The following is a 20,943-nucleotide window of genomic DNA, read 5'->3' on the forward strand; positions in this document are numbered from 1 at the left end:
CCTCTGTTGGATATTGTTATACTAATGCTAACTAGAGTTACGTAATTTCATGACATAATGCGGTGCGAGGGCGCACACTATTGCAGGAGAGGCAGTTGCTTCATTTGCGAGTGGCCTAGCGAAAATGAGATCATTTGCGGCATTCCGCACTAGAAGCGACCTCGGGGCCTACAAAGGTAAAGCCTCCATCGGCATCGGAGCTTCAAAGACGAAATGCCCACCCCAGTCAAGGCTGGAGCGGGCTTAGGTTTCTGGGGCAATCCTTGGAGGGAGGTATGCTAACCCGGGGCAAGTCTCGATGGTTCATCGGACAGGGTGCGGCGTTCCAACCCGGAAACAACTGGAAGGCAGCCCTTTGAAGGACGGGCAAGCGATTATGAGAAGAGAAATGGTGGGCGGTGAGGGGATCGAACCCCCGACCTGCGGTGTGTAAAACCGATGCTCTACCAGCTGAGCTAACCGCCCGGTGGGCCTGACATAAAAAGAGAAGGCCAACAACGCAAGCGTCGTCGGCCCTCTTTGCTAAAGCATCCGGGCCGAAAGTGGAATCCACTTAACGGCGAGGTCCGATGCCTCAGGGTCTTCGAACCGCCCGAAAAGCGGTTACTTCGCGTTGACGGCGTCCTTCAGGCCCGCGCCAGCGCGGAACTTCGGGGTCTTGGACGCGGGGACCTTCACCTTCTCGCCGGTGCGCGGGTTGCGCGCCTCGCCGGCAGCGCGGTTGGTCACCACGAAGGTGCCGAAACCGACGATCTTCACCTCGTCGCCCTTCTTCAGGGCGCCGGTGATCGCCTCGATGGCGGCGTCGACCGCTTCACCGGCCTGGCCACGCGAGAGGCCCACCTTATCGGCGACGGCCGCAACGAGCTCGCCTTTATTCATAGTCATGTCCTCCAGTGATCACGGGGACGCAAAAGCAATGGTCCACCGTTTCAGGGACGTCGTTTGGCCCAAAGCTTGTCCGTAAGCAAGCCCTGAAGTGGCTGAAATGAGGCGTTTTTTTGATTTTCGTTGCAAAAAAGAAGCCCCCGAATTCGCATTCGGGGGCCGTGACGTTAGGTTAGACCTTTAAAGCCTCAATGGGCGACCACGCCGGCCGAGTCGTCCTCGACGCTGGCCTTAGGGTCCTTGAGCATCGCGGATTCATCCCATTCGATCCGCTCCGGCATCCGGATGAGGGCATGCTGGAGCACCTGATCCATCATGGAGACCGGCACGATTTCCATGCCGTTCTTCACGCTGGCCGGGATATCGGCAAGATCCTTGGCGTTCTCCTCGGGGATCAGCACCTTCTTGATGCCACCGCGCAGAGCCGCCAGGAGCTTCTCCTTGAGACCACCGATGGGAAGCACCCTGCCCCGCAGCGTCACCTCGCCCGTCATGGCGATATCGCGGCGAACCGGGATAGCCGTGATGACGGAGACGATGGCGGTCGCCATGGCGATGCCGGCCGACGGACCGTCCTTCGGCGTCGCGCCTTCCGGCACGTGCACGTGGATGTCGCGGCGGTCAAACATGGGCGGCTCGACGCCGAAATCGAGGGCCCGGGAGCGGACATAGGACGCCGCAGCCGAGATCGATTCCTTCATGACGTCACGCAGGTTGCCCGTGACGGTCATCTTGCCCTTGCCCGGCATCATGATGCCTTCGATGGTGAGAAGCTCGCCGCCGACCTCGGTCCAGGCCAGGCCCGTGACCGCACCGACCATGTCCTCGGTTTCGGCTTCGCCGTAGCGGTAGCGCGGCGGGCCCAGGAACTCGGGCAGGTTCTCGGTCGTGACCTCGACCGCCTTGACCTTGGAGATCAGGATCTCCTTCACGGCCTTGCGGATGAGGTTGGCAAGCTCGCGCTCCAGGTTACGCACGCCCGCCTCGCGGGTGTAGCGCCTGATCAGCATGAGCAGGGCCTCGTCGCCAATCTTCCACTCCTTCTCCGCCAGACCATGCTTCTTCATGGACGACGGGATCAGGTGGGTGCGGGCGATCTCGGCCTTCTCCTCCTCGGTGTAACCCGCGATGCGGATCACTTCCATACGGTCGAGGAGCGGTCCCGGGATGTTCAGCGTGTTCGCCGTCGTCACGAACATCACGTTGGAGAGGTCGTAATCGACTTCCAGGTAATGGTCGTTGAACGTGTTGTTCTGCTCCGGGTCGAGAACCTCGAGCAGGGCCGCCGACGGGTCGCCGCGGAAGTCCATGCCCATCTTGTCGATCTCGTCGAGCAGGATGAGCGGGTTGGAGGTCTTGGCCTTGCGCATCGACTGGATGATCTTGCCCGGCATGGAGCCGATATAGGTCCGCCGATGTCCGCGGATCTCCGACTCGTCGCGCACGCCGCCGAGCGACATGCGCACGAACTCGCGGCCCGTGGCCTTGGCGATCGACTTGCCGAGCGAGGTCTTGCCCACGCCGGGAGGACCGACGAGGCACAGGATCGGGCCCGTGAGCTTGTTGGCGCGCTGCTGCACGGCGAGGTACTCGACGATGCGCTCCTTGACCTTGTCGAGGCCGTAATGATCCGAATCGAGCAGATCCTGAGCGGCCTTGAGGTCCTTCTTCATCTTCGAGCGGCGGTTCCACGGAATGCCGAGCAGCCAGTCGAGATAGTTGCGCACGACGGTTGCTTCCGCCGACATGGGCGACATCTGACGCAGCTTCTTCAGCTCGCCGAGCGCCTTTTCGCGGGCTTCCTTCGTGAACTTGGTCTTCTCGATCTTCTCCTCGAGCTCGGCAAGCTCGTCGCGGCCTTCGTCGTCGCCGAGCTCCTTCTGGATCGCCTTCATCTGCTCGTTGAGGTAGTACTCGCGCTGCGTCTTCTCCATCTGACGCTTCACGCGGGTGCGGATCCGCTTCTCGACCTGGAGAACGGAAATCTCGCTCTCCATCAGGCCGAGCACCTTCTCCAGGCGCTGAGCGACGGTGGCGGTCTCGAGGATCGCCTGCTTGTCGGCGATCTTGATGGCGAGATGCGAAGCGATGGTGTCGGCGAGCTTCGCGGGCTCGTCGATCTGGGTCACCGCGGTCACGACCTCAGGCGACACCTTCTTGTTGAGCTTCACGTAGTTTTCGAACTCGGACACGACGGAGCGGGCGAGCGCCTCGGCCTCGACCTGATCGCCGAGGGAATCGGGCAATGCCTCGGCTTCCGCTTCGTAATATTCGTCCGTGCGGGTATAGGCCTTGACCTCGGCGCGGCTCGCGCCTTCGACCAGCACCTTCACGGTGCCGTCGGGCAGCTTGAGCAGCTGGAGCACGTTGGCCAGGGTGCCGACCTTGTAGATTGCATCCGTTGCCGGATCGTCATCCGTCGCATCGATCTGGGTTGCCAGAAGAATGTGACGGTCCCCCTTGACCACCTCCTCGAGCGCGCGGATCGACTTTTCGCGGCCGACGAAGAGCGGCACGATCATATGCGGAAAGACAACAATGTCGCGCAGAGGCAGAACCGCATAGGTTCCGGTCGAGCCTGGAACGACAGGCTGACGTGGCTTCGATTGTGTCATGAGACGACATCCTTTTCACTGCGTCCGGCGATCCCCTCGGATGAGCTGAATGTCGGACGGATAACCGGAATGCTCAGGCTTTTTTTATGGCTGCATCCGGTACACCGGGCCCTCTCCCTCTGACAATGAGCGGATAGCGCCGGCGCAAGAGATAATGTGGCGTTGCGGGCCAATCGTTTCAAGACAATTGCCCGCAACGGTAACGGTTCATGGGAGGCCCCCGCCCCCCGTCAGGCGCTGGCGCTCGCCGCCTGTTCGCTGCGCTCGCCGTGGATGAAGAGGGGCTTCGCCTTGCCCTCCACCACCTCTGACCCGATCACCACCTGCTCGACGGAATCGAGGCCCGGCAGGTCGTACATGGTCTCCAGCAGGATGCCTTCCATGATGGAACGCAGGCCGCGGGCGCCCGTCTTGCGCTCGATCGCCTTCTTGGCGATGAGGGTCAAGGCCTCGTCCTGGAACGTCAGCTGCACGTTTTCCATCTCGAAGAGGCGCTGGTACTGCTTCACCAGGGCATTCTTCGGCTCCTGCAGAATGGTCTTCAGGGCGTCGACATCGAGGTCTTCCAGGGTCGCCAGGACCGGCAGGCGGCCGACGAACTCGGGGATGAGACCGAACTTCAACAGATCCTCGGGCTCGACCTCGCGGAAGATCTCGCCCGTCCGGCGATCGTCAGGCGAGCTCACGCTGGCGCCGAAGCCGATGGACGTACCCTTGCCGCGGCCGGCGATGATCCGCTCCAGCCCGGCGAACGCGCCGCCGCAGATGAACAGGATGTTGGTGGTGTCGACCTGCAGGAACTCCTGCTGCGGATGCTTGCGGCCGCCCTGGGGAGGCACGGAGGCAACGGTGCCTTCCATGATCTTGAGGAGCGCCTGCTGCACGCCCTCGCCCGACACGTCGCGGGTGATCGAGGGGTTGTCCGACTTGCGGGAGATCTTGTCGATCTCGTCGATGTAGACGATGCCGCGCTGCGCCCGCTCGACATTGTAGTCGGAGGCCTGGAGCAGCTTGAGGATGATGTTCTCCACGTCCTCGCCCACATAGCCTGCTTCCGTAAGGGTAGTCGCGTCGGCCATGGTGAAGGGAACGTCGAGGATCCGGGCGAGGGTCTGGGCGAGCAGGGTCTTGCCCGAGCCGGTGGGACCGATCAGCAGGATGTTGGACTTGGCCAGTTCGACGTCGTTGTGCTTCGTCGCGTGGGCCAGACGCTTGTAATGGTTGTGGACCGCCACCGAGAGCACCTTCTTGGCGTGCTCCTGGCCGATCACGTAGTCATCCAGAACGCGGCTGATCTCCTTCGGAGTGGGTACCCCGTCGCGGGACTTCACGAGAGACGATTTCGACTCCTCGCGGATGATGTCCATGCACAGCTCGACGCATTCATCGCAGATGAAAACCGTCGGGCCAGCGATCAGCTTGCGAACCTCGTGCTGGCTCTTGCCGCAAAAGGAGCAGTACAGCGTACTCTTGGAGTCGTTGCCGCCAGCCTTGGTCATTATCACATCTCCAATTCGTGCCGGGGCGGCCTGTACCGGCCCAGCACCTTTAAATTATGAGCGACAGAGCTAACAAAATGTTCCGTCGCTAAGAATTGATCGTCCAAATCGCCTCGTCTCCCGAATCCATATGCAATCACGCTGCGAGCGCGTGATCAATAGAAACGGGGTTACTCGGCAAAAAGACGCACCCGGGAGGAATTTGTCCCCAGGTTTTAAGGGTTAGGCCGGAGGGGCGGCAGGCTCGGGACGCTTGGCGATGACCTGGTCGATCAGCCCGAATTCCAGAGCGGCCTCGGCGGTCATGAAGTTGTCGCGCTCCAGAGCCCTGTCGACCGCCTCGTAGGGCTGGCCGGTGTGCTGGACGTAGATCTCGTTCAGCCGGCGCTTGAGGGCCTCGCTCTCGCGGGCGTGGATCATGATGTCCGTAACCTGGCCCTGATACCCGCCGGAGGGCTGGTGGACCATGATGCGGGCGTTCGGGAGGGCGAAGCGCATGCCCTTCTCGCCGGCGGTCAGCAGCAGGGAGCCCATGGAGGCGGCCTGTCCGACGCACAGGGTGGAGACCGGGCAGCGGATGAACTGCATGGTGTCGTAGATCGACAGGCCGGAGGTCACGACGCCGCCGGGCGAGTTGATATAGAAGGAGATTTCCTTCTTGGGGTTCTCGGCCTCGAGGAACAGGAGCTGTGCCACGATCAGCGAGGCCGAGTAGTCTTCGACAGGGCCCGTGAGGAAGATGATCCGTTCGCGCAAGAGGCGCGAATAGATGTCGAATGCGCGCTCACCGCGGTTCGACTGCTCAACCACCATCGGGACGAGCGTATTGTTAAAGAGCGATACCGGATCTCTCATTGTCTCACTGCTCCAATTCGGCCGCGCGAATCCGCGGCCGTGCATTTCATGCAAGCAACGAGACGCTTAAGGGAGCGTTACTCGCCCTTGCCGGCTTTCTCTCCGCCCTCGTCCTCGTCGCTGAAGAGCGTGTCCTTGGAGACGGTCTCCTCGTCCACCTTCACCTGGGACAGGATCTGGTCGACGACCTTCTCCTCGAACAGAGGGGCCCGGATTTCAGCGAGGGCCTGCGGGTTCTTCTGGTAGAACTCCCAAACCTGACGCTCCTGGCCGGGATACTGGCGGACCCGCTCGATCAGGGCCTGAGTCACCTCATCGTCGGAAATCTTGATATCGGACTTCTCACCGATCTGCGCAAGGACCAAACCGAGACGCACGCGACGCTCGGCGATCTTGCGGTACTCAGCCTTGGCCTCGTCCTCGGTGGTGCTCTCGTCTTCGAAGGTGCGGTTGTTCGACTTCAAGTCGCCGACGACCTGCGCCCATACGGCCGAGAACTCCTGCTCGACGAGGGTCGGCGGCAGTTCGAAGCTGTACTTGGCGTCGAGGGCGTCCAGGAGCTCCTTCTTCACCTTGCGGCGGGACTGGGCGTCGAAATCGCGCTTGATGGCATCGCGGATCGCGTCCTTGAGCTTGTCCAGGGACTCCATGCCGAAGCCCTTGGCCATCTCGTCGTCGATCTTCAGCTCGCCCGGAGCCTCGACTTCCTTCACGGTCACGTCGAACTCGGCATCCTTGCCGGCCAGATGAGGCGCCAGGTAATTCTCGGGGAACTTCACCTTCACGAGCTTGGTGTCGCCCGCCTTGAGGCCGAGAAGCTGGTCCTCGAAGCCCGGGATGAAGGTGTTGGAGCCGAGCTCGACCCGGATGTCCTCGCCCTTGCCGCCTTCGAACTCGGTGCCGTCGATGCGGCCGACGAAGTCCACGACGACCCGGTCGCCATCGACAGCGGCGCCGTCTTTCGTCTCGAAGGAGCGGTTCTGCTTCGCCATGCGCTCGAGGGATTCGTTGACCTCGACGTCGGAGATCTCCGCCACCGGCTTCTTGACCGACACGTCGGACAGGTCGGCGAGCTCGAAGACCGGCAGGACCTCGAGGGCAACGGTGAAGGCCAGATCGCCCTTGGCGTCCATGGCCTTCTCGACCTCGTCCTGGCTCTCGGGGAACTGAACCTGCGGCTCGTGGGCGAGCTTCAGGCCGTTATCCTCGACGATCTTGCGGTTGGCCTCGTTGACGGCGTTCTGCAGCACGTCGGCCATCACCGAGCGACCATAGACCTTGCGCAGGTGGCCCACCGGCACCTTGCCCGGGCGGAAGCCGTTGATCCGCACGCGGTCCTTCAGGGTGCTCAGCTCGCTGTTCAGGCGCTCTTCCAACTCGGTGGCCGGGAGCACGACCTTGAACTCTCTCTTCAAGCCTTGGGACAGTGTTTCCGTCACCTGCATGGTATTATTCGCCTTCATTCGCTCGAAAAATTTCTGTCAGGCTCCGGCCGATGCGGCGTCATGCCGTCAACCAGGCCACTCGGAGCCTCCGGATAACCAACCCTGGCGGGATTGGTGCGGGCGGAGGGACTCGAACCCCCACAACTTTCGTCGCTGGAACCTAAATCCAGTGCGTCTACCAAATTCCGCCACGCCCGCGCGCGAGCGGCGCGCGGGCGCACCCCTCTTCCGGGACGCGGCTCTATAGCACGGTTAAAAGTCAGTGCATCAAAAAAGTTCGCGTGCGGCCAAATGGCAACCAAACTTGGCCGTTCACGTTCAAGGCTGTACCCGTATGCACGATCCTCAAGCCACGCGAGAGCCCGTCTCCATGATCACCCGTCGCGCCGTCACCGCCGGTCTTGCCGCGACCCTGATCGGGCTGCCGCGGCCGGGCCGGTCGCAGACCTCGTCCGGCGCCGTACTGACGGCAAAGCCCGCGCCGATGAAGCTGCGCGCCGATGCGGCGGGCGACGCGGATGTGTGGAGCTTCGACGGTTCCCCCAGCCCCGTCGTGAAGGCGAGGCAGGGCGAGCAACTGCGGCTCGTGCTCCGCAACGAGACGCCCCTGCCCCTGTCGCTTCACTTTCACGGCGTGCGCGGCCCAAATGCCATGGACGGTGTCGGCGGGCTGACGCAGGAGCCGGTGGCCACGGGTAAAAGCCACGAATACCGCTTCACCCCGCCCGATGCCGGCACCTTTCTGATCCGGCCCTGCGTCCTCGGAGGCAGCGCGGAGCCGCTGGAGCGCGGGCTCTCGGGCCTGCTGATCGTCGAGGGGCCGAACCCGCCCCAGGTCGACCGCGACCTCGCTCTGGTGATCGACGACTGGCGCCTGAACGACGACGGTTCGCTCGCCGCGTTCGAGAAGCCGGCGGAGGCGGCTCCCGCCGGCCGCCTCGGAAGCTGGCTCAGCGTCAACGGCGCGGCGACGCCGCAGCGGATCGAGGCCCCACCCGGCGGACGCCTGCGCCTGCGCCTCGCCAATGCGTGCAATGCGCGGGCCATGCGCCTGCGCTTCGACAGGCTGAAAGCCTATGTGATCGCCATCGACGGACAGCCTGCTTCCGGCACCTTCGAGCCGCTGCGCGCCTCCCTGCCCTTCGCGCCCGGCACCCGTTACGACCTGCTTGTCGACCTGGCGTCGGAGGCCGGTGCGACGGGCACGGTGACGGCCATGATCGGCGACGGCATGCCGCTTGCCGAGATCGTCGCCGCCGGCGAGAAGCGCCCGGCCCTGCCGGATGTCGCCCCGCTTCCGCCGAACCCGCGTTTGCCTGACGCGATCAGGCTCCAGAACGCGACCCGCAAGGACGTGACGATCAAGGGCGATCCAAAAGCTCCAAACGCCCCCTGGACCTTCAACGGGGCGGTGGGCAAGCCGTCGGGTGTGCCGCTCGTCAAGGTGAAACGCGGCACACCCGTCGTGCTGACGCTCGTGAATCAGACCGCATTGATGCAACCCCTGCATCTGCATGGCCATTGCTTCCGGCTGCTGCACGCGCTCGACGACGGCTGGGAGCCTTACTTCCTCGACACGGTGCAGGTGCCCGAGAACAAGACGATCCGCATCGCCTTCGTCGCCGACAATCCGGGCAAGTGGCTTCTCGCCTCGACCGTGATGGAGCGGTTCGATGCCGGCCTGTGGACCTGGATCGAGGTTACTTGAGCAATTCGCGCAGGACGCCCGGCACCAGATCGGCCAGGTCCTCGGCGATGAGACCGGGGCCAAAGCTCCGCCCGGCTTCGGCGTGGATCCAGACCCCGGCGCAGGCCGCCTCGAAGGCGGGCACGTTCTGCGCCATCAGCCCGGCGATGAGCCCGCAGAGCGTATCGCCGGATCCCGCCGTCGCCAGATAGGGCGTGCCGTTCTCGTTGATTGCCGCCCGGCCGTCGGGCGCGGCGATCACCGTGTCCGCTCCCTTCAGCACGATCACGGCACCGGGATAGGCGGCGGCGCGGCGCGCTCGCTCGATTTTCGATTCCGGATCAAGGATATCCGCATGTCCCTTGAACAATCGGTTGAACTCGCCGCCATGGGGCGTCAGCACCGTGGGAGCATGGCGGAAGGCACCATGGAGCTCCGATGCCAGCCCCTCGAACGAGGTCAGCGCATCGGCGTCGAGGACGAGATGCCGCCTTGCATGAACCGCGACGGCCACCATCGCCCGCGTGCCAGCATGGACGCCGAGCGCCGGCCCCAGAACGAGGGCGTTCAGGCGCGTGTCCTGCAGGATGGCGTGCAGCCCCTCCGGACCGTCGCATCCCCTCAGCATGACCGCGGTGAGATGCGCCGCGTTGACCCCGAGGGCCTCGGGCGGCGAGGCGACCGTCACCAGGCCGGAGCCGATCCTGAGCGCAGCGCGTGCCGCCAGCCGGGCCGCGCCGGTCCGGGTCGCTCCGCCGGAGGCGACGAGGGTATGGCCGCGCTCATATTTGTGCGACGAGAGCCCGGGCTGCGGCAGAGCCCGCAGCCAGAGATCCGGGTGGTTGGCAAACAGGTGTCCGCCCTTGGCCGCCAGAATCTCCCGGCCGATGCCGATATCCGCCACCTCGACCTCGCCGCAATGCGCCCGCCCCGGCATGAGCAGGTGGCAGGGCTTTCGCGCCGCGAAGGTCACGGTGCGGGCCGCCTTGACGGCGATGCCCCGCACCGCTCCCGTGTCGCCGTCGATGCCGGAGGGAAGATCGACGGCGAGAATCGGCAGGCCCGATCCGTTCATCCGGTCGACCACATGGCGCGCCGCGCCGTCGAGGTCGCGGGCGAGGCCGGTGCCGAAGAGCGCATCGACGATCAGGTGGGCATCGGCGAAAGATGCCTCTTCCGCAGCCGCGACCGGTCCGGCCCAGCCCCGCGCGGCTTCCGCTGCATCGCCCCTCAAGCGATCCTGGCTTCCGAGAAGGAACAGGGACACGCGATGGCCCCGCTCGGCCAGGATCGCAGCCGCGATGAAGCCGTCGCCGCCATTCTGACCGGGTCCGGCGACAATCGCGATCCGCTTGCCGGAAGAGACTAATTTTTCGGCAGAATCGGCTACGGCGCGCCCTGCCCGGCGCATCAGCTCGAACCCCGGAAGCCCGCAAGCGATGGCTTCAACGTCGGACTGCTTCATTTCGGAGGGGGTCAGAACGAGTTCAGGGGCTGTCATGGGAGCAAAATGGACTCGTTTTCGACGATTTGGCGAGGTTTTCCGCAACTGCACAAACTTTGATCATGATATGCCCACCAAGTCGGCAAAATGATCTGCTTTGAATCGACGAACGCATGGAAGGCACCTCTGGCTGGTGCTAAAAGCGGCAAAACCTCGAAACCAAAGAGCGGTTGGACCCGGATGAAGAAGATCGAAGCCATCATCAAGCCCTTCAAGCTCGATGAAGTCAAAGAAGCTCTCCAGGAAGTCGGCCTTCAGGGCATCACGGTCATCGAGGCCAAGGGATTCGGTCGCCAAAAAGGCCATACCGAGCTGTACCGCGGGGCGGAGTACGTCGTGGACTTCCTGCCCAAGGTGAAGCTCGAGATCGTCCTCAACGACGAGATGGCCGAGAGCGCGATCGAGGCCATTCGCAAAGCGGCCCAGACGGGGCGCATCGGCGACGGCAAGATTTTCGTTTCGACGGTCGAAGAGGCCGTTCGCATCCGCACGGGCGAGACCGGATCCGACGCGATCTAAGCTCGCTTTCTCAAGCCGAAGCCTTTCCGGGCCGAGGATAATCCTAAAAGGGCAGAAGAGGACCAGACGACCATGCAGACCGCCAAGGAAGTGCTCAAGGCGATCAAGGATAACGACGTTCAATATGTCGACTTCCGTTTCACCGACCCGCGCGGCAAGTGGCAGCACGTCACTTTCGACGTCGGCATGGTCGATGAAGACCTGTTCGCCGACGGCATCATGTTCGACGGTTCCTCCATCGCCGGCTGGAAGGCGATCAACGAATCCGACATGACCCTCATGCCCGATCCGACGACCGCCCAGATCGACCCCTTCTTCTCGGCCTCGACCATGTCGATCAACTGCGACATCCTCGAGCCGGCGACCGGCGAGCCCTACAACCGCGATCCGCGCGGCATCGCCAAGAAGGCCGAGGCCTACCTGCAGTCTACGGGTATCGCCGACACGGTTTATGTCGGTCCTGAGGCCGAGTTCTTCGTGTTCGACGACGTGAAGTTCATGGCCGACCCATACAACACCGGCTTCAAGCTCGACTCCTCCGAGCTGCCGACCAACGGCGACACGGCCTATGAGGGCGGCAACCTCGGTCACCGCATCCCGACCAAGGGCGGCTACTTCCCGGTTCCCCCACTCGATTCCGCGCAGGACATGCGCGGCGAGATGCTGGCTGCCATGAAGGCCATGGGCGTGACGGTCGAAAAGCACCACCACGAGGTGGCTTCCGCCCAGCACGAGCTAGGCACGAAGTTCAACACCCTGGTGAAGACTGCCGACGAGATGCAGATCTACAAGTACTGCATCCACAACGTGGCCCAGTCCTACGGCAAGACGGCCACCTTCATGCCGAAGCCGGTCTTTGGCGACAACGGCTCGGGCATGCACGTGCACCAGTCGCTGTGGAAGGGCGGCAAGCCCCTCTTCGCCGGCAACAAATATGCCGATCTGTCGCAGGAATGCCTGTGGTACATCGGCGGCATCATCAAGCACGCCAAGGCGCTGAACGCCTTCACCAACCCGTCGACGAACTCCTACAAGCGTCTCGTCCCCGGCTACGAGGCTCCGGTGCTGCTGGCCTACTCGGCCCGTAACCGCTCCGCCTCCTGCCGTATTCCGTGGACGACCTCGCCGAAGGCCAAGCGCGTCGAGGTCCGCTTCCCCGATCCGACCGCCAATCCGTATCTCGCCTTCGCGGCGATGCTGATGGCCGGTCTCGACGGCATCATCAACAAGATCGATCCCGGCCAAGCGATGGACAAGGATCTCTACGATCTGCCGCCGCGCGAACTGAAGAAGATCCCGACCGTCTGCGGCTCGCTCCGCGAAGCCCTCGCCAGCCTCGACAAGGACCGCGCGTTCCTGAAGGCCGGCGGCGTCTTCAACGACGACTTCATCGACAGCTACATCGAGCTGAAGATGACGGAAGTCGCTCGCTTCGAGATGACCCCGCATCCGGTCGAGTTCCAGATGTACTACTCCGTCTAACGGACGAGACTTTCCTCCCGGCTGCTTAAAACGCAGCCTTCCTTCGCCGGAGCCCTCGGGCTCCGGCTTTTTTGTCTCGTTGACAGGGAATGTCCTCTCTCTGTACCGGCTTCGATCGGGAAAGCTCCTATCGGATAACCTGCTTTTGAGAGAGCCCTGGCGACAAGCTTCGCCGCCTATTGTCGCCGGGGAAGAGGATGTTATCGTTGAGGATGCTCGAAGCGACGGACACCCTCGAGGGAGCCATCAAGACGCTTGCAGCCGGCAGTGTGGGCGCAGCCTCCGTCCTGGGAAGGATTGTGGATGAGCCTTTTGCGGGCCTCATGATCCTTCTGGATCTTGAAAGACTTGGCCTGCGTGGCGAGCAGATCTGGCGTCTCTACCGGGATGTCCACGGCATGAATCTGAACGGGTTCATCGGGCACGTGAAAACCCAGGCCGCCCGGGTCGACAGGTTCTTCTAAGCTCCCGATCCGGAGTTCCACATGTCATCACCGACCTAGCGAAATCCATTCGGCCCGTCACCGCCTCGGCTCCTCGGTGTCTGGACGAAAACTCACATTCCTCGTCATCACCGGGCTTGTTGTTCAGCCCGGAGACATGGTCGCCGGGTGTTCGGAGACATGGCCGCCACCTCAAACTGTCATGGATGCGTCTAAAGGAGGCGGTCCATGCCGTGGCAAGAGGTGTCGAAGATGGATCGGCGACGGGAATTCGTTGCGCTCGCCCTGGCGGAGGGGGCCAACCGGCGCGCACTGTGCCGGGGCTTCGGCATTCATCCGAAGACGGGCTACAAATGGCTGAGGCGCTGGGCCGCCGGGGAGGCCCTGGAGGAGCGTTCGCGCCGGCCGCGGCGCAGCCCGCGCCGGACGGATGCGGCGGTTGAGACGCGCATCCTGGCGGTGCGGGATGCCCACCCGGCCTGGGGCGCGCGCAAGATCGCGCGCTGCCTCGAGCGGGAGGGCGTGGCTTCGCCCGCGGTGTCGGTGGTGCATGAGATCCTGCGCCGGAGCGGGCGGATCGTGCCGCCCCGCGGCGGCCCGCCGGCCGGCCTGCGCTTCGAGAAGCCGGCGCCGAACCTGCTGTGGCAGATGGACTTCAAGGGCTGGATCCGGCTCGCCGACGGCAGCCGCTGCCATCCGCTGACCGTCATCGACGACCACTCGCGCTATGCCGTGGTGCTGGCGGCCTGTAGCGACGAGACGGGGGCGACGGTGCGTGCGCATCTGGAGCGGGCGTTCGGCCGCTACGGGCTGCCGCAGGCGGTGTTCGTGGACAACGGCACGCCCTGGGGCGCTGCCGCCGGAGCGCCCTGGACACGCTTCGGCGTCTGGCTGCTGAAGCTGGGCGTGGCGGTGCTGCACAGCCGGCCCTACCACCCGCAGAGCCGGGGCAAGAACGAGCGCTTCCATCGTACGCTCAAGGCCGAGGTCTTCGCCCTGCGCGCGTTTCGCGACCGGACGGCGGTGCAGCATGCGCTCGACGCCTGGCGCCAGACCTACAACCTGGAACGGCCGCATGAGGCGCTGGGCCAGGCGGTGCCGGCCAGCCGCTACCGTCCCAGCGCGCGGGCCCTGCCGGCAAAGCTGCCGGCGGTGCAGTATGCGCAAGGCGAGACCGTGCGGCGGGTCCTGTCCGGCAAGGATTACGTCACCTTCCGCGGACGGCTGTGGAAGGTGCCGACGGCGTTCCGCGGCGAGACGGTCGCGATCCGGCCCCTCGCTGCAGACGGCCGGTTCGGCGTCTTCTTCGCCACCCAGCAGATCGCCAGCATCGACTTGACCGACCGCAAAAGTGGCGCTCATCTCTCCGAACAGGTGACGGCTATCTCTCCAGACTGAACAACAAGGCCGGTGATCCCGATCCGATAGGCGCGGTGCTTTCCCCCTCGGGAAGGTCGCCATAAGGCCATCAATGACGCGGCAGGTCTTGTCCACGCGGGGTCGGTGAACCCTCGTTTTCCTATTCTCGGCCAGACACTCAGGCGCGCGCCCCGTCAGCAGCCTCTGCTTTGGCTCGCAAAAACAAAAAGGCCCGGGGTGTGACCCGGGCCTTTTCGTCTGTCTCGGGTGAGACGGATCTTAGTAGGTGCCGAAGCGGAAGTTCAGACCGGCGCGCACCACACCGAACTCGGCGTCGTTGTCGAGGTCGAGGCCCGGGAAGTTGTCGTCCTGGTCGAGGTTGACGTACAGGCCTTCGATCTTGGCCGACAGGTTGTTGGTGAAGGCGTACTCGAGACCACCGCCGACGGTCCAGCCGGTCGCGTTGTCAGCGAAGGCGAAGCCGCCGGTGGCGTAGATCAGGGCGCGATCGAAGGCCACACCGGCGCGAGCCCGCACCGTGCCGAACCAGTCGCTGGTGTTGAAGTCGTCGTCGAGGATGCCGTCGCCGTCGAAGTCGAAGCGGTCGTCGCCGCCGAAATCGGCGTACTGGATGTCGCCTTCGAGACCGACCACGAACGAACCGATCTGGTAGTTGTAACCGGCCTGGGCGCCGCCGACGAAGCCACCCTCGTCGTCGAGGTCGAACGTCAGGCCGCCGACGGTGATGCTGTCATTGGCATTCCAGCCGTAGCCGGCGTTCACACCGACGTAGAAGCCGGTCCAGGTGAAGACCGGAACGGCGGCGATCATCGGAGCCGGAGCGGCGCGCGAGGGCAGGTCGGCAGCCATGGCGCCAGTGGCCAGGCCGAGAAGGGCGACCGAAGAGAGGAGAATCTTTTTCATTGGTTGGGTCCGTCTGTTAGGAGACTGTGGTCCAGCTTATAGCCGAGACTTGACCCTGCGTCTGTCACTTTCCTGCCACACATAAGACCAAAGCCGAATATAATCCCCCGACAACCCAAGGTCGGTGGCTCCGGTATCTCCTTCCGCTTGGCCAGTCATTCCGAAACGGCACAGATAGAGTTTTTGAATACGTCAGATTTTTCAGTGGCTTGCGCCTTCGACGCGGAGGCCGCCTCCCTTTGCGAGCCTCTGTAACGAATGATTGACCATCTTTTATACGAGCTTCGCAAGAAGCAGGCAGAACTATGGTTAATTCTCGTTCAACCATAGCTTGAGGGCCTGAATCGCCCGCTCCGGCTGCTCGAGGGTCGACAGGTGCCCCGCCCCGGGCACGATCACGAGCGACGACCATTCGATCATTTCCGCCATCTCCCGTGCGATGTCCGGTGGAGTGATGGCATCCCCTTCCCCAACGAGCACGAGAGTCGGGATCTCGATGCCGGGCAGGTCCGGCCGGGAATCGGGACGGGCCATGATTGCCCGCTGCTGGCGGATATAGGCGTCCGGGCCTGTCTCCCGCAGCATGGCGAGGGAGATGTCCTGCAGCACCTGATCAGCCTGATTGTCGGGATGGACGAGGCGCGGCCAGAGCCTGGAATGGATATCCTCGAGGCGGCCGGCCTCGGCGAGGGCAATCAGCCGCTCGCGGTCCTGGCCCGCCTCGACCGAGTCGGGGCGAGCGCTCGTGTCGAGCAGCCCGAGCCGCGAGACCCGCTCCGGCGCCTGCCGCATCACCTCCATGGCGACGTATCCGCCCATCGAGAGCCCGGCCAAGGCGAAGCGCTCGGGAGTCTCGCGCAGAAGTCGGGCCGCGATGGCCGGAACCGAATCATCCCTCATATGATCGGCCACCAGGACGGTGCGCCCATCGGACAGGGCCTCGATCTGCGGTTCGAAAAGGCGGGAGGTGCAGGCCAGCCCGGGGATCAGAACGAGTGCTTCGGCCATTCAATTTATCCTTTGCGGTCCTTTGGCAAGTTTCCCTGGATTGACAAGCGCATAGCTTGTCCTATGGTCCCGCCACTCCTTAACTTGAGCAAGAGCCTCAGGTGAAACCAGTCTCGCGCCTGTTTGTTGCCGTAGAGCGCGGCCGGCACTTAAGAGCGCGCCTAGCCCCTCAACGGTAATTTACATTCATGTCGTTCGCCGAACTCGGACTTAGCGAAAAAGTTCAACAAGCCGTGGATGCCGCAGGCTACACGACGCCCACTCCCATCCAGGCTCAGGCCATTCCCCACGTGCTCGCGCGGCGGGACGTGCTCGGCATCGCGCAGACCGGCACGGGCAAGACGGCGGCCTTCACGCTGCCCATGCTGACCCTGCTGGAAACCGGCCGGGCCCGGGCGCGCATGCCGCGCACGCTCATCCTCGAGCCGACCCGGGAACTTGCCGCCCAGGTCGAGGACAACTTCGACAAGTACGGGATCAATCACAAGCTCTCCGTCGCCCTCCTCATCGGCGGCGTGTCCTTCGGCGATCAGGATGCCAAGATCACCCGCGGCGTCGATGTGCTGATCGCCACGCCCGGCCGCCTGCTCGACCATTTCGAGCGCGGCAAGCTCCTGCTCACCGGCGTCGAGCTGCTCGTCATCGACGAGGCCGACCGCATGCTCGACATGGGCTTCATCCCGGATATCGAGCGCATCGTGAAGCTGGTGCCGTTCACCCGACAGACGCTCTTCTTCTCCGCGACCATGCCGCCGGAGATCCAGCGCCTTGCCGATGCCTTCCTGCACAATCCCGTGAAGGTCGAGGTAGCCCGCGCCGCTTCGACAGCCTCGACCATCATCCAGCGCCTCGTGGCGACGGGCCGCGAGGATTACGAGAAGCGAGAGACCCTGAGGGGGCTGATCCGGAACGCGACGGACCTGCAGAACGCAATCGTCTTCTGCAACCGCAAGCGCGATGTCGCCGTCCTTCACCGCTCCCTGCAGAACCACGGCTTCGGGGCGGTCGCCCTCCATGGCGACATGGACCAGCATGCCCGCATGGCGGCCCTCGACAGCTTCCGCACCGGCGAGATGACGATCCTGGTCGCCAGCGACGTGGCGGCCCGCGGCCTGGACATTCCTGCGGTCAGCCATGTCTTCAACTACGACACCCCGCACCACGCCGAGGATTACGTGCACCGCATCGGCCGCACGGGTCGCGCCGGGCGCTCGGGCCAATCCTTTACGCTGGTGAGCCCCAGCGACGAGAAATCCCTGGCGGCCATCGAGAAGCTGATCGGCCAGCCGATCGCGTGGGAAGGCCCGACGCTCGCCGAGCGACCGGCTTCGGAAGGCTCCTCCCGCCGACGCGGCGGTCGGGGCGAGGAACGGTCCCGGGGCCGCAAGGTCCGAGTGCGGTCCTCGGAGCGTAGCCGCGAGCGGTCGGAAGAGCCGAGAGACGAGGCACCGGTCGCGCGCGAGAAGCCTGCCCCGAGAGCGAATCCCGCCCCACGCGAGGAACAGCCGAGCCGCAGGCCACGCCAGGAGCGCGGCGAACGCCCTGAGCGCAGCGAACGCTCCGAACGCTCCGAACGCTCCGAACGCTCCGAACGCTCCGAACGCTCCGAACGCTCCGAACGCTCGTCCGAGCGCGAATATCGGGGCCGCTCGCGCCGGGACGACGATCATGACGAGAAAGTGATCGGACTGGGCGATCACATTCCTGCCTTCCTGATGCGGCCGACGACGGTGAAGAAGGCTAAGTGACGGGTCCGGAGGCCCGCCTCCGGGTCTTCATGGCAGCCTTGGCCTTACCAGTCGCCTTCCTCCGGGCTGCCGCCACGGCCATGCGTCCCAGCTCGGCCGCCTCCTCGGGGTCGTCGAGAGCCGATTCGGGCATCAGCCAATAGCTCGTGAGCGTCTTGCTCCCGTCGCACGTCTCGTAAGAAAAGGGGCGCGAACCGGCGTCGCGATAGAAGGCGACGCTCTCATCGTCAGTCTTGAGATACAATTCCCCGGACGCTACCAGCGCGAACATCAGCTCGTCTCGGTAGACGCCCTGCCCTCCGAACATGCGCCGGATCTGGACGGGGCCGAGGCCGCGGAAGATCTCGCGGATATCCTCGGCATCCATGGCTCAGCCCGCCGATTGGAGCGCGGGAGGCGTGGCAGGCGTGATCGCGACGGATTCGCCGCAGCCGCAGGCCGAGGTCTGGTTGGGATTGTTGAAGACGAACTGGGACGACATCTTGGACGTCTGGAAGTCCATTTCCGTACCGAGCAGGAACAGTACGGCCTTGGGATCGATGAGCACGGTCACGCCCTTGTCCTCGACCACCTCGTCGAGCGGGTTGACGCTTTCCGCATATTCCATGGTGTAGGACATGCCGGCGCAGCCGCCGTTCTTCACGCCGACGCGCACGCCCACGATGGGGCGCTCCGCCTTGCCGATGATATCCTTGACGCGGGTTGCCGCCGCGTCGGTCAAGGTCACGACCTTGAAGCCGGGTAGAGCCATAAGCCTTCTCTCCTGACGGCCGGGTTCAAGGCCCGGGCAGAACGAGTTCATATCTCTATAGATAAGAGCGGAAAGGGCAAACGTCGAGACCGTTCGGGGTTGCCCCAACGGCCCAGGTCGACCATATCGGGGTTGTTCCATCCCAAAAACACCCTGCCGAAGGAGAGCCGATGCCGCATCACATGCCGCTGATATCCACCATCGTTGTCGGCCTCGTAATGGCATTCGCCCTCGGCGTTATCGCGCATCGGTTTCGCCTCTCGCCTCTCATCGGTTATCTGCTTGCCGGCGTCCTCGCCGGGCCGTTCACCCCCGGCTACGTGGCCGATCAGGGGCTCGCCAACCAGCTCGCCGAGATCGGCGTGATCCTGCTGATGTTCGGCGTCGGCCTGCATTTCTCGTTGAAAGATCTTCTCTCCGTTAAGGCCATCGCGATTCCCGGCGCCGTCGTCCAGATCGCCAGCGCGACGGTTCTCGGCATGGGTCTAGCCTGGCTGATGGGGTGGAACCTCGGCGGCGGCCTCGTCTTCGGCCTAGCGCTCTCGGTCGCCAGTACGGTCGTGCTGCTCCGCGCCCTGCAGGAGCGCCGCCTCGTCGAAACGGAGCGCGGCCATATCGCGGTCGGCTGGCTGATCGTGGAAGACTTGGCCATGGTCCTGGCCCTGGTCCTTCTCCCCGCCTTTGCGGAAGCTGCGTCCAGCACCTCGGTCGATCTGGAATCCATCGTCATTTCCTTGGGCATCACGCTGGGCAAGGTCATTGCCTTCGTCGCGATCATGCTGATCGTCGGTCGGCGGGTCGTTCCCTGGATCCTGCACTATGTCGCCCACACGGGCTCCCGCGAGCTGTTCCGCCTGGCGGTCCTTGCCATCGCGCTCGGCGCCGCCTTCGGCGCGGCGGAGCTGTTCGGCGTGTCCTTCGCTCTCGGCGCCTTCTTCGCCGGCATGGTGATGAGCGAGTCGGAGCTCAGCCATCAGGCGGCTTCCGAGACCCTGCCCCTGCGCGACGCCTTCGCGGTCCTGTTCTTCGTCTCGGTCGGCATGCTCTTCGACCCGATGATCCTGGTCAACGATTTCGGGCCGGTGCTTGCGACCTTCCTGATCATCGTCATCGGCAAGTCGCTTGCGGCCTTCGCCATCGTGCGCCTCTTCCGCCACCCGAACTCGACCGCGCTGACCATTGCGGCAAGCCTCGCGCAGATCGGCGAATTCTCGTTCATTCTTGCGGGCCTCGGGGTCGAGCTTCAGGTCCTGCCGGAAAAGGGGCGCGACCTGATCCTGGCGGGCGCAATCCTGTCGATCATGGTCAATCCGTTCCTGTTCACCCTGCTGGACCGGTGGTTCGCGAAAGGGGAAAGCGCCAGGGCGACGGCGAAAGCAGAGGCTGTCGCCGCCGAGAAGGAAGCGGCCGCAGCAGAGAAAGCGGCTGCTGCCGCTGCACGGGAGCCCCTCCCCGTCACGCCTCTGACCGATCACGTGGTTCTCGTAGGCCATGGCCGGGTCGGCAAGTACATCAGCCGTAAGATGACCGCGATAGGATCGCCACTCCTCGTGATCGAGACTGAGAAGAACCAGGTTGCGGATCTGCAGAAGGAAGGCTCGCCGGTCATCATCGGCAACGCCGCCGATCCAGAGGTGGCAGCCGCCGCCAATATCAAGCAGGCCCGCTGCCTCCTGGTCGCCATCCCGGATGCATTCGAGAGCGGCCAGGTGGTGGAACAGGCCCGCCAGATCAACGCGGACCTTCCGATCGTCGTGCGCGTGCATTCCACCGCCCAGGAGGAGCACGTCATGAAATATGGCGCGAGCCAGGTCGTGATGGGCGAACAGGAAATCGCACGCGCCATGTTCGCCGCCGTCCCCGATGCGCCCCGCGAGCCGGTGCTGTCCTCCGTCAAGGAGGCGGACGATGACGAGCCGCGCGAAGCCGGCGCGGAGGGAGACGACACGGTGCAGCTTTCGCCTGAAAGTCCCGTGACTGAAGCCAGTTCGGATCAGACGGACGAAACTACGCCGGAACAGAGGCCTCTACGCCAGCGTGCCGACGAACCGGGGCATTGAGGCACATCCATTCCGCTGTCATTCCGGGGCCGCGTAGCGGAACCCGGAATCCATAAACACCAAGCTTCAAGAACTGTGATCGGCCTTGCGCTTCTTCCTGTAACGCTAGCGGTTATGGATTCCGGGCTCGCACCGGTGGTGCGCCCCGGAATGACA

Annotated in this window: 17 protein-coding genes and 2 tRNA genes; 7 read left to right on the top strand and 12 right to left on the bottom strand. The window is 64.1% G+C overall.

The genetic code is table 11. The features are described 5' to 3' along the window. Nucleotides 1–389: 389 nt before the first annotated feature. The 7 genes from BB934_RS01475 to BB934_RS01505 all read right to left on the bottom strand — a co-directional run bounded on the left by BB934_RS01475 (nucleotide 390) and on the right by BB934_RS01505 (nucleotide 7,500). Nucleotides 390–465, bottom strand: a tRNA-Val gene (locus BB934_RS01475). A 138-nt stretch (nucleotides 466–603) separates the two neighbouring features. Further along, the gene (locus BB934_RS01480; RefSeq protein WP_099508052.1) at nucleotides 604–882 is read right to left on the bottom strand and encodes an HU family DNA-binding protein; all 279 of its coding nucleotides are present in this window, start codon (nucleotides 880–882) and stop codon (nucleotides 604–606) included. Nucleotides 883–1,076: 194 nt separating this feature from the next. After that, nucleotides 1,077–3,503 (bottom strand): endopeptidase La, encoded by a 2,427-nt coding sequence (gene lon, locus BB934_RS01485; protein WP_099508053.1) that lies wholly within the window; start codon nucleotides 3,501–3,503, stop codon nucleotides 1,077–1,079. 230 nt (nucleotides 3,504–3,733) lie between these two features. After that, entirely contained in the window at nucleotides 3,734–5,002 is a 1,269-nt protein-coding gene (gene clpX / locus BB934_RS01490; RefSeq protein ID WP_099508054.1) for an ATP-dependent Clp protease ATP-binding subunit ClpX, read from the bottom strand. A gap of 222 nt (nucleotides 5,003–5,224) precedes the next feature. Then, nucleotides 5,225–5,857, bottom strand: coding sequence for an ATP-dependent Clp protease proteolytic subunit (locus BB934_RS01495; protein ID WP_099508055.1), 633 nt, complete (start codon nucleotides 5,855–5,857; stop codon nucleotides 5,225–5,227). A gap of 77 nt (nucleotides 5,858–5,934) precedes the next feature. Further along, a complete protein-coding gene (gene tig, locus BB934_RS01500) occupies nucleotides 5,935–7,302 on the bottom strand; it encodes a trigger factor (protein WP_099512579.1) in 1,368 nt (455 codons plus the stop codon). A gap of 112 nt (nucleotides 7,303–7,414) precedes the next feature. After that, a tRNA-Leu gene (locus BB934_RS01505) sits at nucleotides 7,415–7,500 on the bottom strand. Between the two features lie 172 nt (nucleotides 7,501–7,672). Between BB934_RS01505 and BB934_RS01510 the strand changes: the two genes are divergently transcribed. Then, a complete protein-coding gene (locus BB934_RS01510; protein WP_099508056.1) occupies nucleotides 7,673–9,010 on the top strand; it encodes a multicopper oxidase family protein in 1,338 nt (445 codons plus the stop codon). On the opposite strand, the gene BB934_RS01515 is transcribed toward BB934_RS01510, so the two are convergent. Then, the gene (locus tag BB934_RS01515) at nucleotides 9,003–10,490 is read right to left on the bottom strand and encodes an NAD(P)H-hydrate dehydratase (protein WP_099508057.1); all 1,488 of its coding nucleotides are present in this window, start codon (nucleotides 10,488–10,490) and stop codon (nucleotides 9,003–9,005) included. The two genes, BB934_RS01510 and BB934_RS01515, sit on opposite strands and share 8 nt — an antisense overlap. A 183-nt stretch (nucleotides 10,491–10,673) precedes the next feature. Between BB934_RS01515 and BB934_RS01520 the strand changes: the two genes are divergently transcribed. The 4 genes from BB934_RS01520 to BB934_RS01535 all read left to right on the top strand — a co-directional run bounded on the left by BB934_RS01520 (nucleotide 10,674) and on the right by BB934_RS01535 (nucleotide 14,335). Further along, nucleotides 10,674–11,012 carry a P-II family nitrogen regulator gene (locus BB934_RS01520; RefSeq protein WP_036360409.1) on the top strand — a complete coding sequence of 113 codons (339 nt, stop codon included), beginning with the start codon at nucleotides 10,674–10,676 and terminating at the stop codon, nucleotides 11,010–11,012. 72 nt (nucleotides 11,013–11,084) lie between these two features. Continuing rightward, a complete protein-coding gene (gene glnA, locus BB934_RS01525; RefSeq protein ID WP_099508058.1) occupies nucleotides 11,085–12,494 on the top strand; it encodes a type I glutamate--ammonia ligase in 1,410 nt (469 codons plus the stop codon). 206 nt (nucleotides 12,495–12,700) lie between these two features. Next, the gene (locus tag BB934_RS01530) at nucleotides 12,701–12,958 is read left to right on the top strand and encodes a hypothetical protein (RefSeq protein WP_157933965.1); all 258 of its coding nucleotides are present in this window, start codon (nucleotides 12,701–12,703) and stop codon (nucleotides 12,956–12,958) included. 207 nt (nucleotides 12,959–13,165) lie between these two features. Further along, nucleotides 13,166–14,335: an IS481 family transposase gene (locus BB934_RS01535; RefSeq protein ID WP_099508024.1), complete on the top strand. Its 1,170-nt coding sequence runs from the start codon at nucleotides 13,166–13,168 to the stop codon at nucleotides 14,333–14,335. A gap of 240 nt (nucleotides 14,336–14,575) precedes the next feature. Here BB934_RS01535 and BB934_RS01540 read toward each other — a convergent pair whose 3' ends face one another. Beyond that, complete coding sequence (locus tag BB934_RS01540; protein WP_099508060.1) at nucleotides 14,576–15,220, bottom strand: outer membrane protein; 645 nt, start codon at nucleotides 15,218–15,220, stop codon at nucleotides 14,576–14,578. A gap of 309 nt (nucleotides 15,221–15,529) precedes the next feature. Next, nucleotides 15,530–16,228: an alpha/beta fold hydrolase gene (locus tag BB934_RS01545; RefSeq protein ID WP_099508061.1), complete on the bottom strand. Its 699-nt coding sequence runs from the start codon at nucleotides 16,226–16,228 to the stop codon at nucleotides 15,530–15,532. 188 nt (nucleotides 16,229–16,416) lie between these two features. On the opposite strand from BB934_RS01545, the gene BB934_RS01550 reads away from it, so the two are divergent. Continuing rightward, the gene (locus tag BB934_RS01550) at nucleotides 16,417–17,976 is read left to right on the top strand and encodes a DEAD/DEAH box helicase (protein ID WP_099508062.1); all 1,560 of its coding nucleotides are present in this window, start codon (nucleotides 16,417–16,419) and stop codon (nucleotides 17,974–17,976) included. Here BB934_RS01550 and BB934_RS01555 read toward each other — a convergent pair. Beyond that, the gene (locus BB934_RS01555) at nucleotides 17,969–18,343 is read right to left on the bottom strand and encodes a TfoX/Sxy family protein (RefSeq protein ID WP_099508063.1); all 375 of its coding nucleotides are present in this window, start codon (nucleotides 18,341–18,343) and stop codon (nucleotides 17,969–17,971) included. The two genes, BB934_RS01550 and BB934_RS01555, sit on opposite strands and share 8 nt — an antisense overlap. 3 nt (nucleotides 18,344–18,346) lie before the next feature. Then, on the bottom strand, nucleotides 18,347–18,727 hold the full coding sequence (locus tag BB934_RS01560; RefSeq protein ID WP_099508064.1) for a HesB/IscA family protein: 381 nt from the start codon (nucleotides 18,725–18,727) through the stop codon (nucleotides 18,347–18,349). Between the two features lie 170 nt (nucleotides 18,728–18,897). Between BB934_RS01560 and ybaL the strand changes: the two genes are divergently transcribed. Next, a complete protein-coding gene (gene ybaL / locus BB934_RS01565; protein WP_099508065.1) occupies nucleotides 18,898–20,787 on the top strand; it encodes a YbaL family putative K(+) efflux transporter in 1,890 nt (629 codons plus the stop codon). The last annotated feature ends 156 nt before the right edge of the window (nucleotides 20,788–20,943 follow it).

The sequence above is a fragment of the Microvirga ossetica genome (assembly GCF_002741015.1).
In the GTDB taxonomy this organism is placed as follows: Bacteria; Pseudomonadota; Alphaproteobacteria; order Rhizobiales; family Beijerinckiaceae; genus Microvirga; species Microvirga ossetica.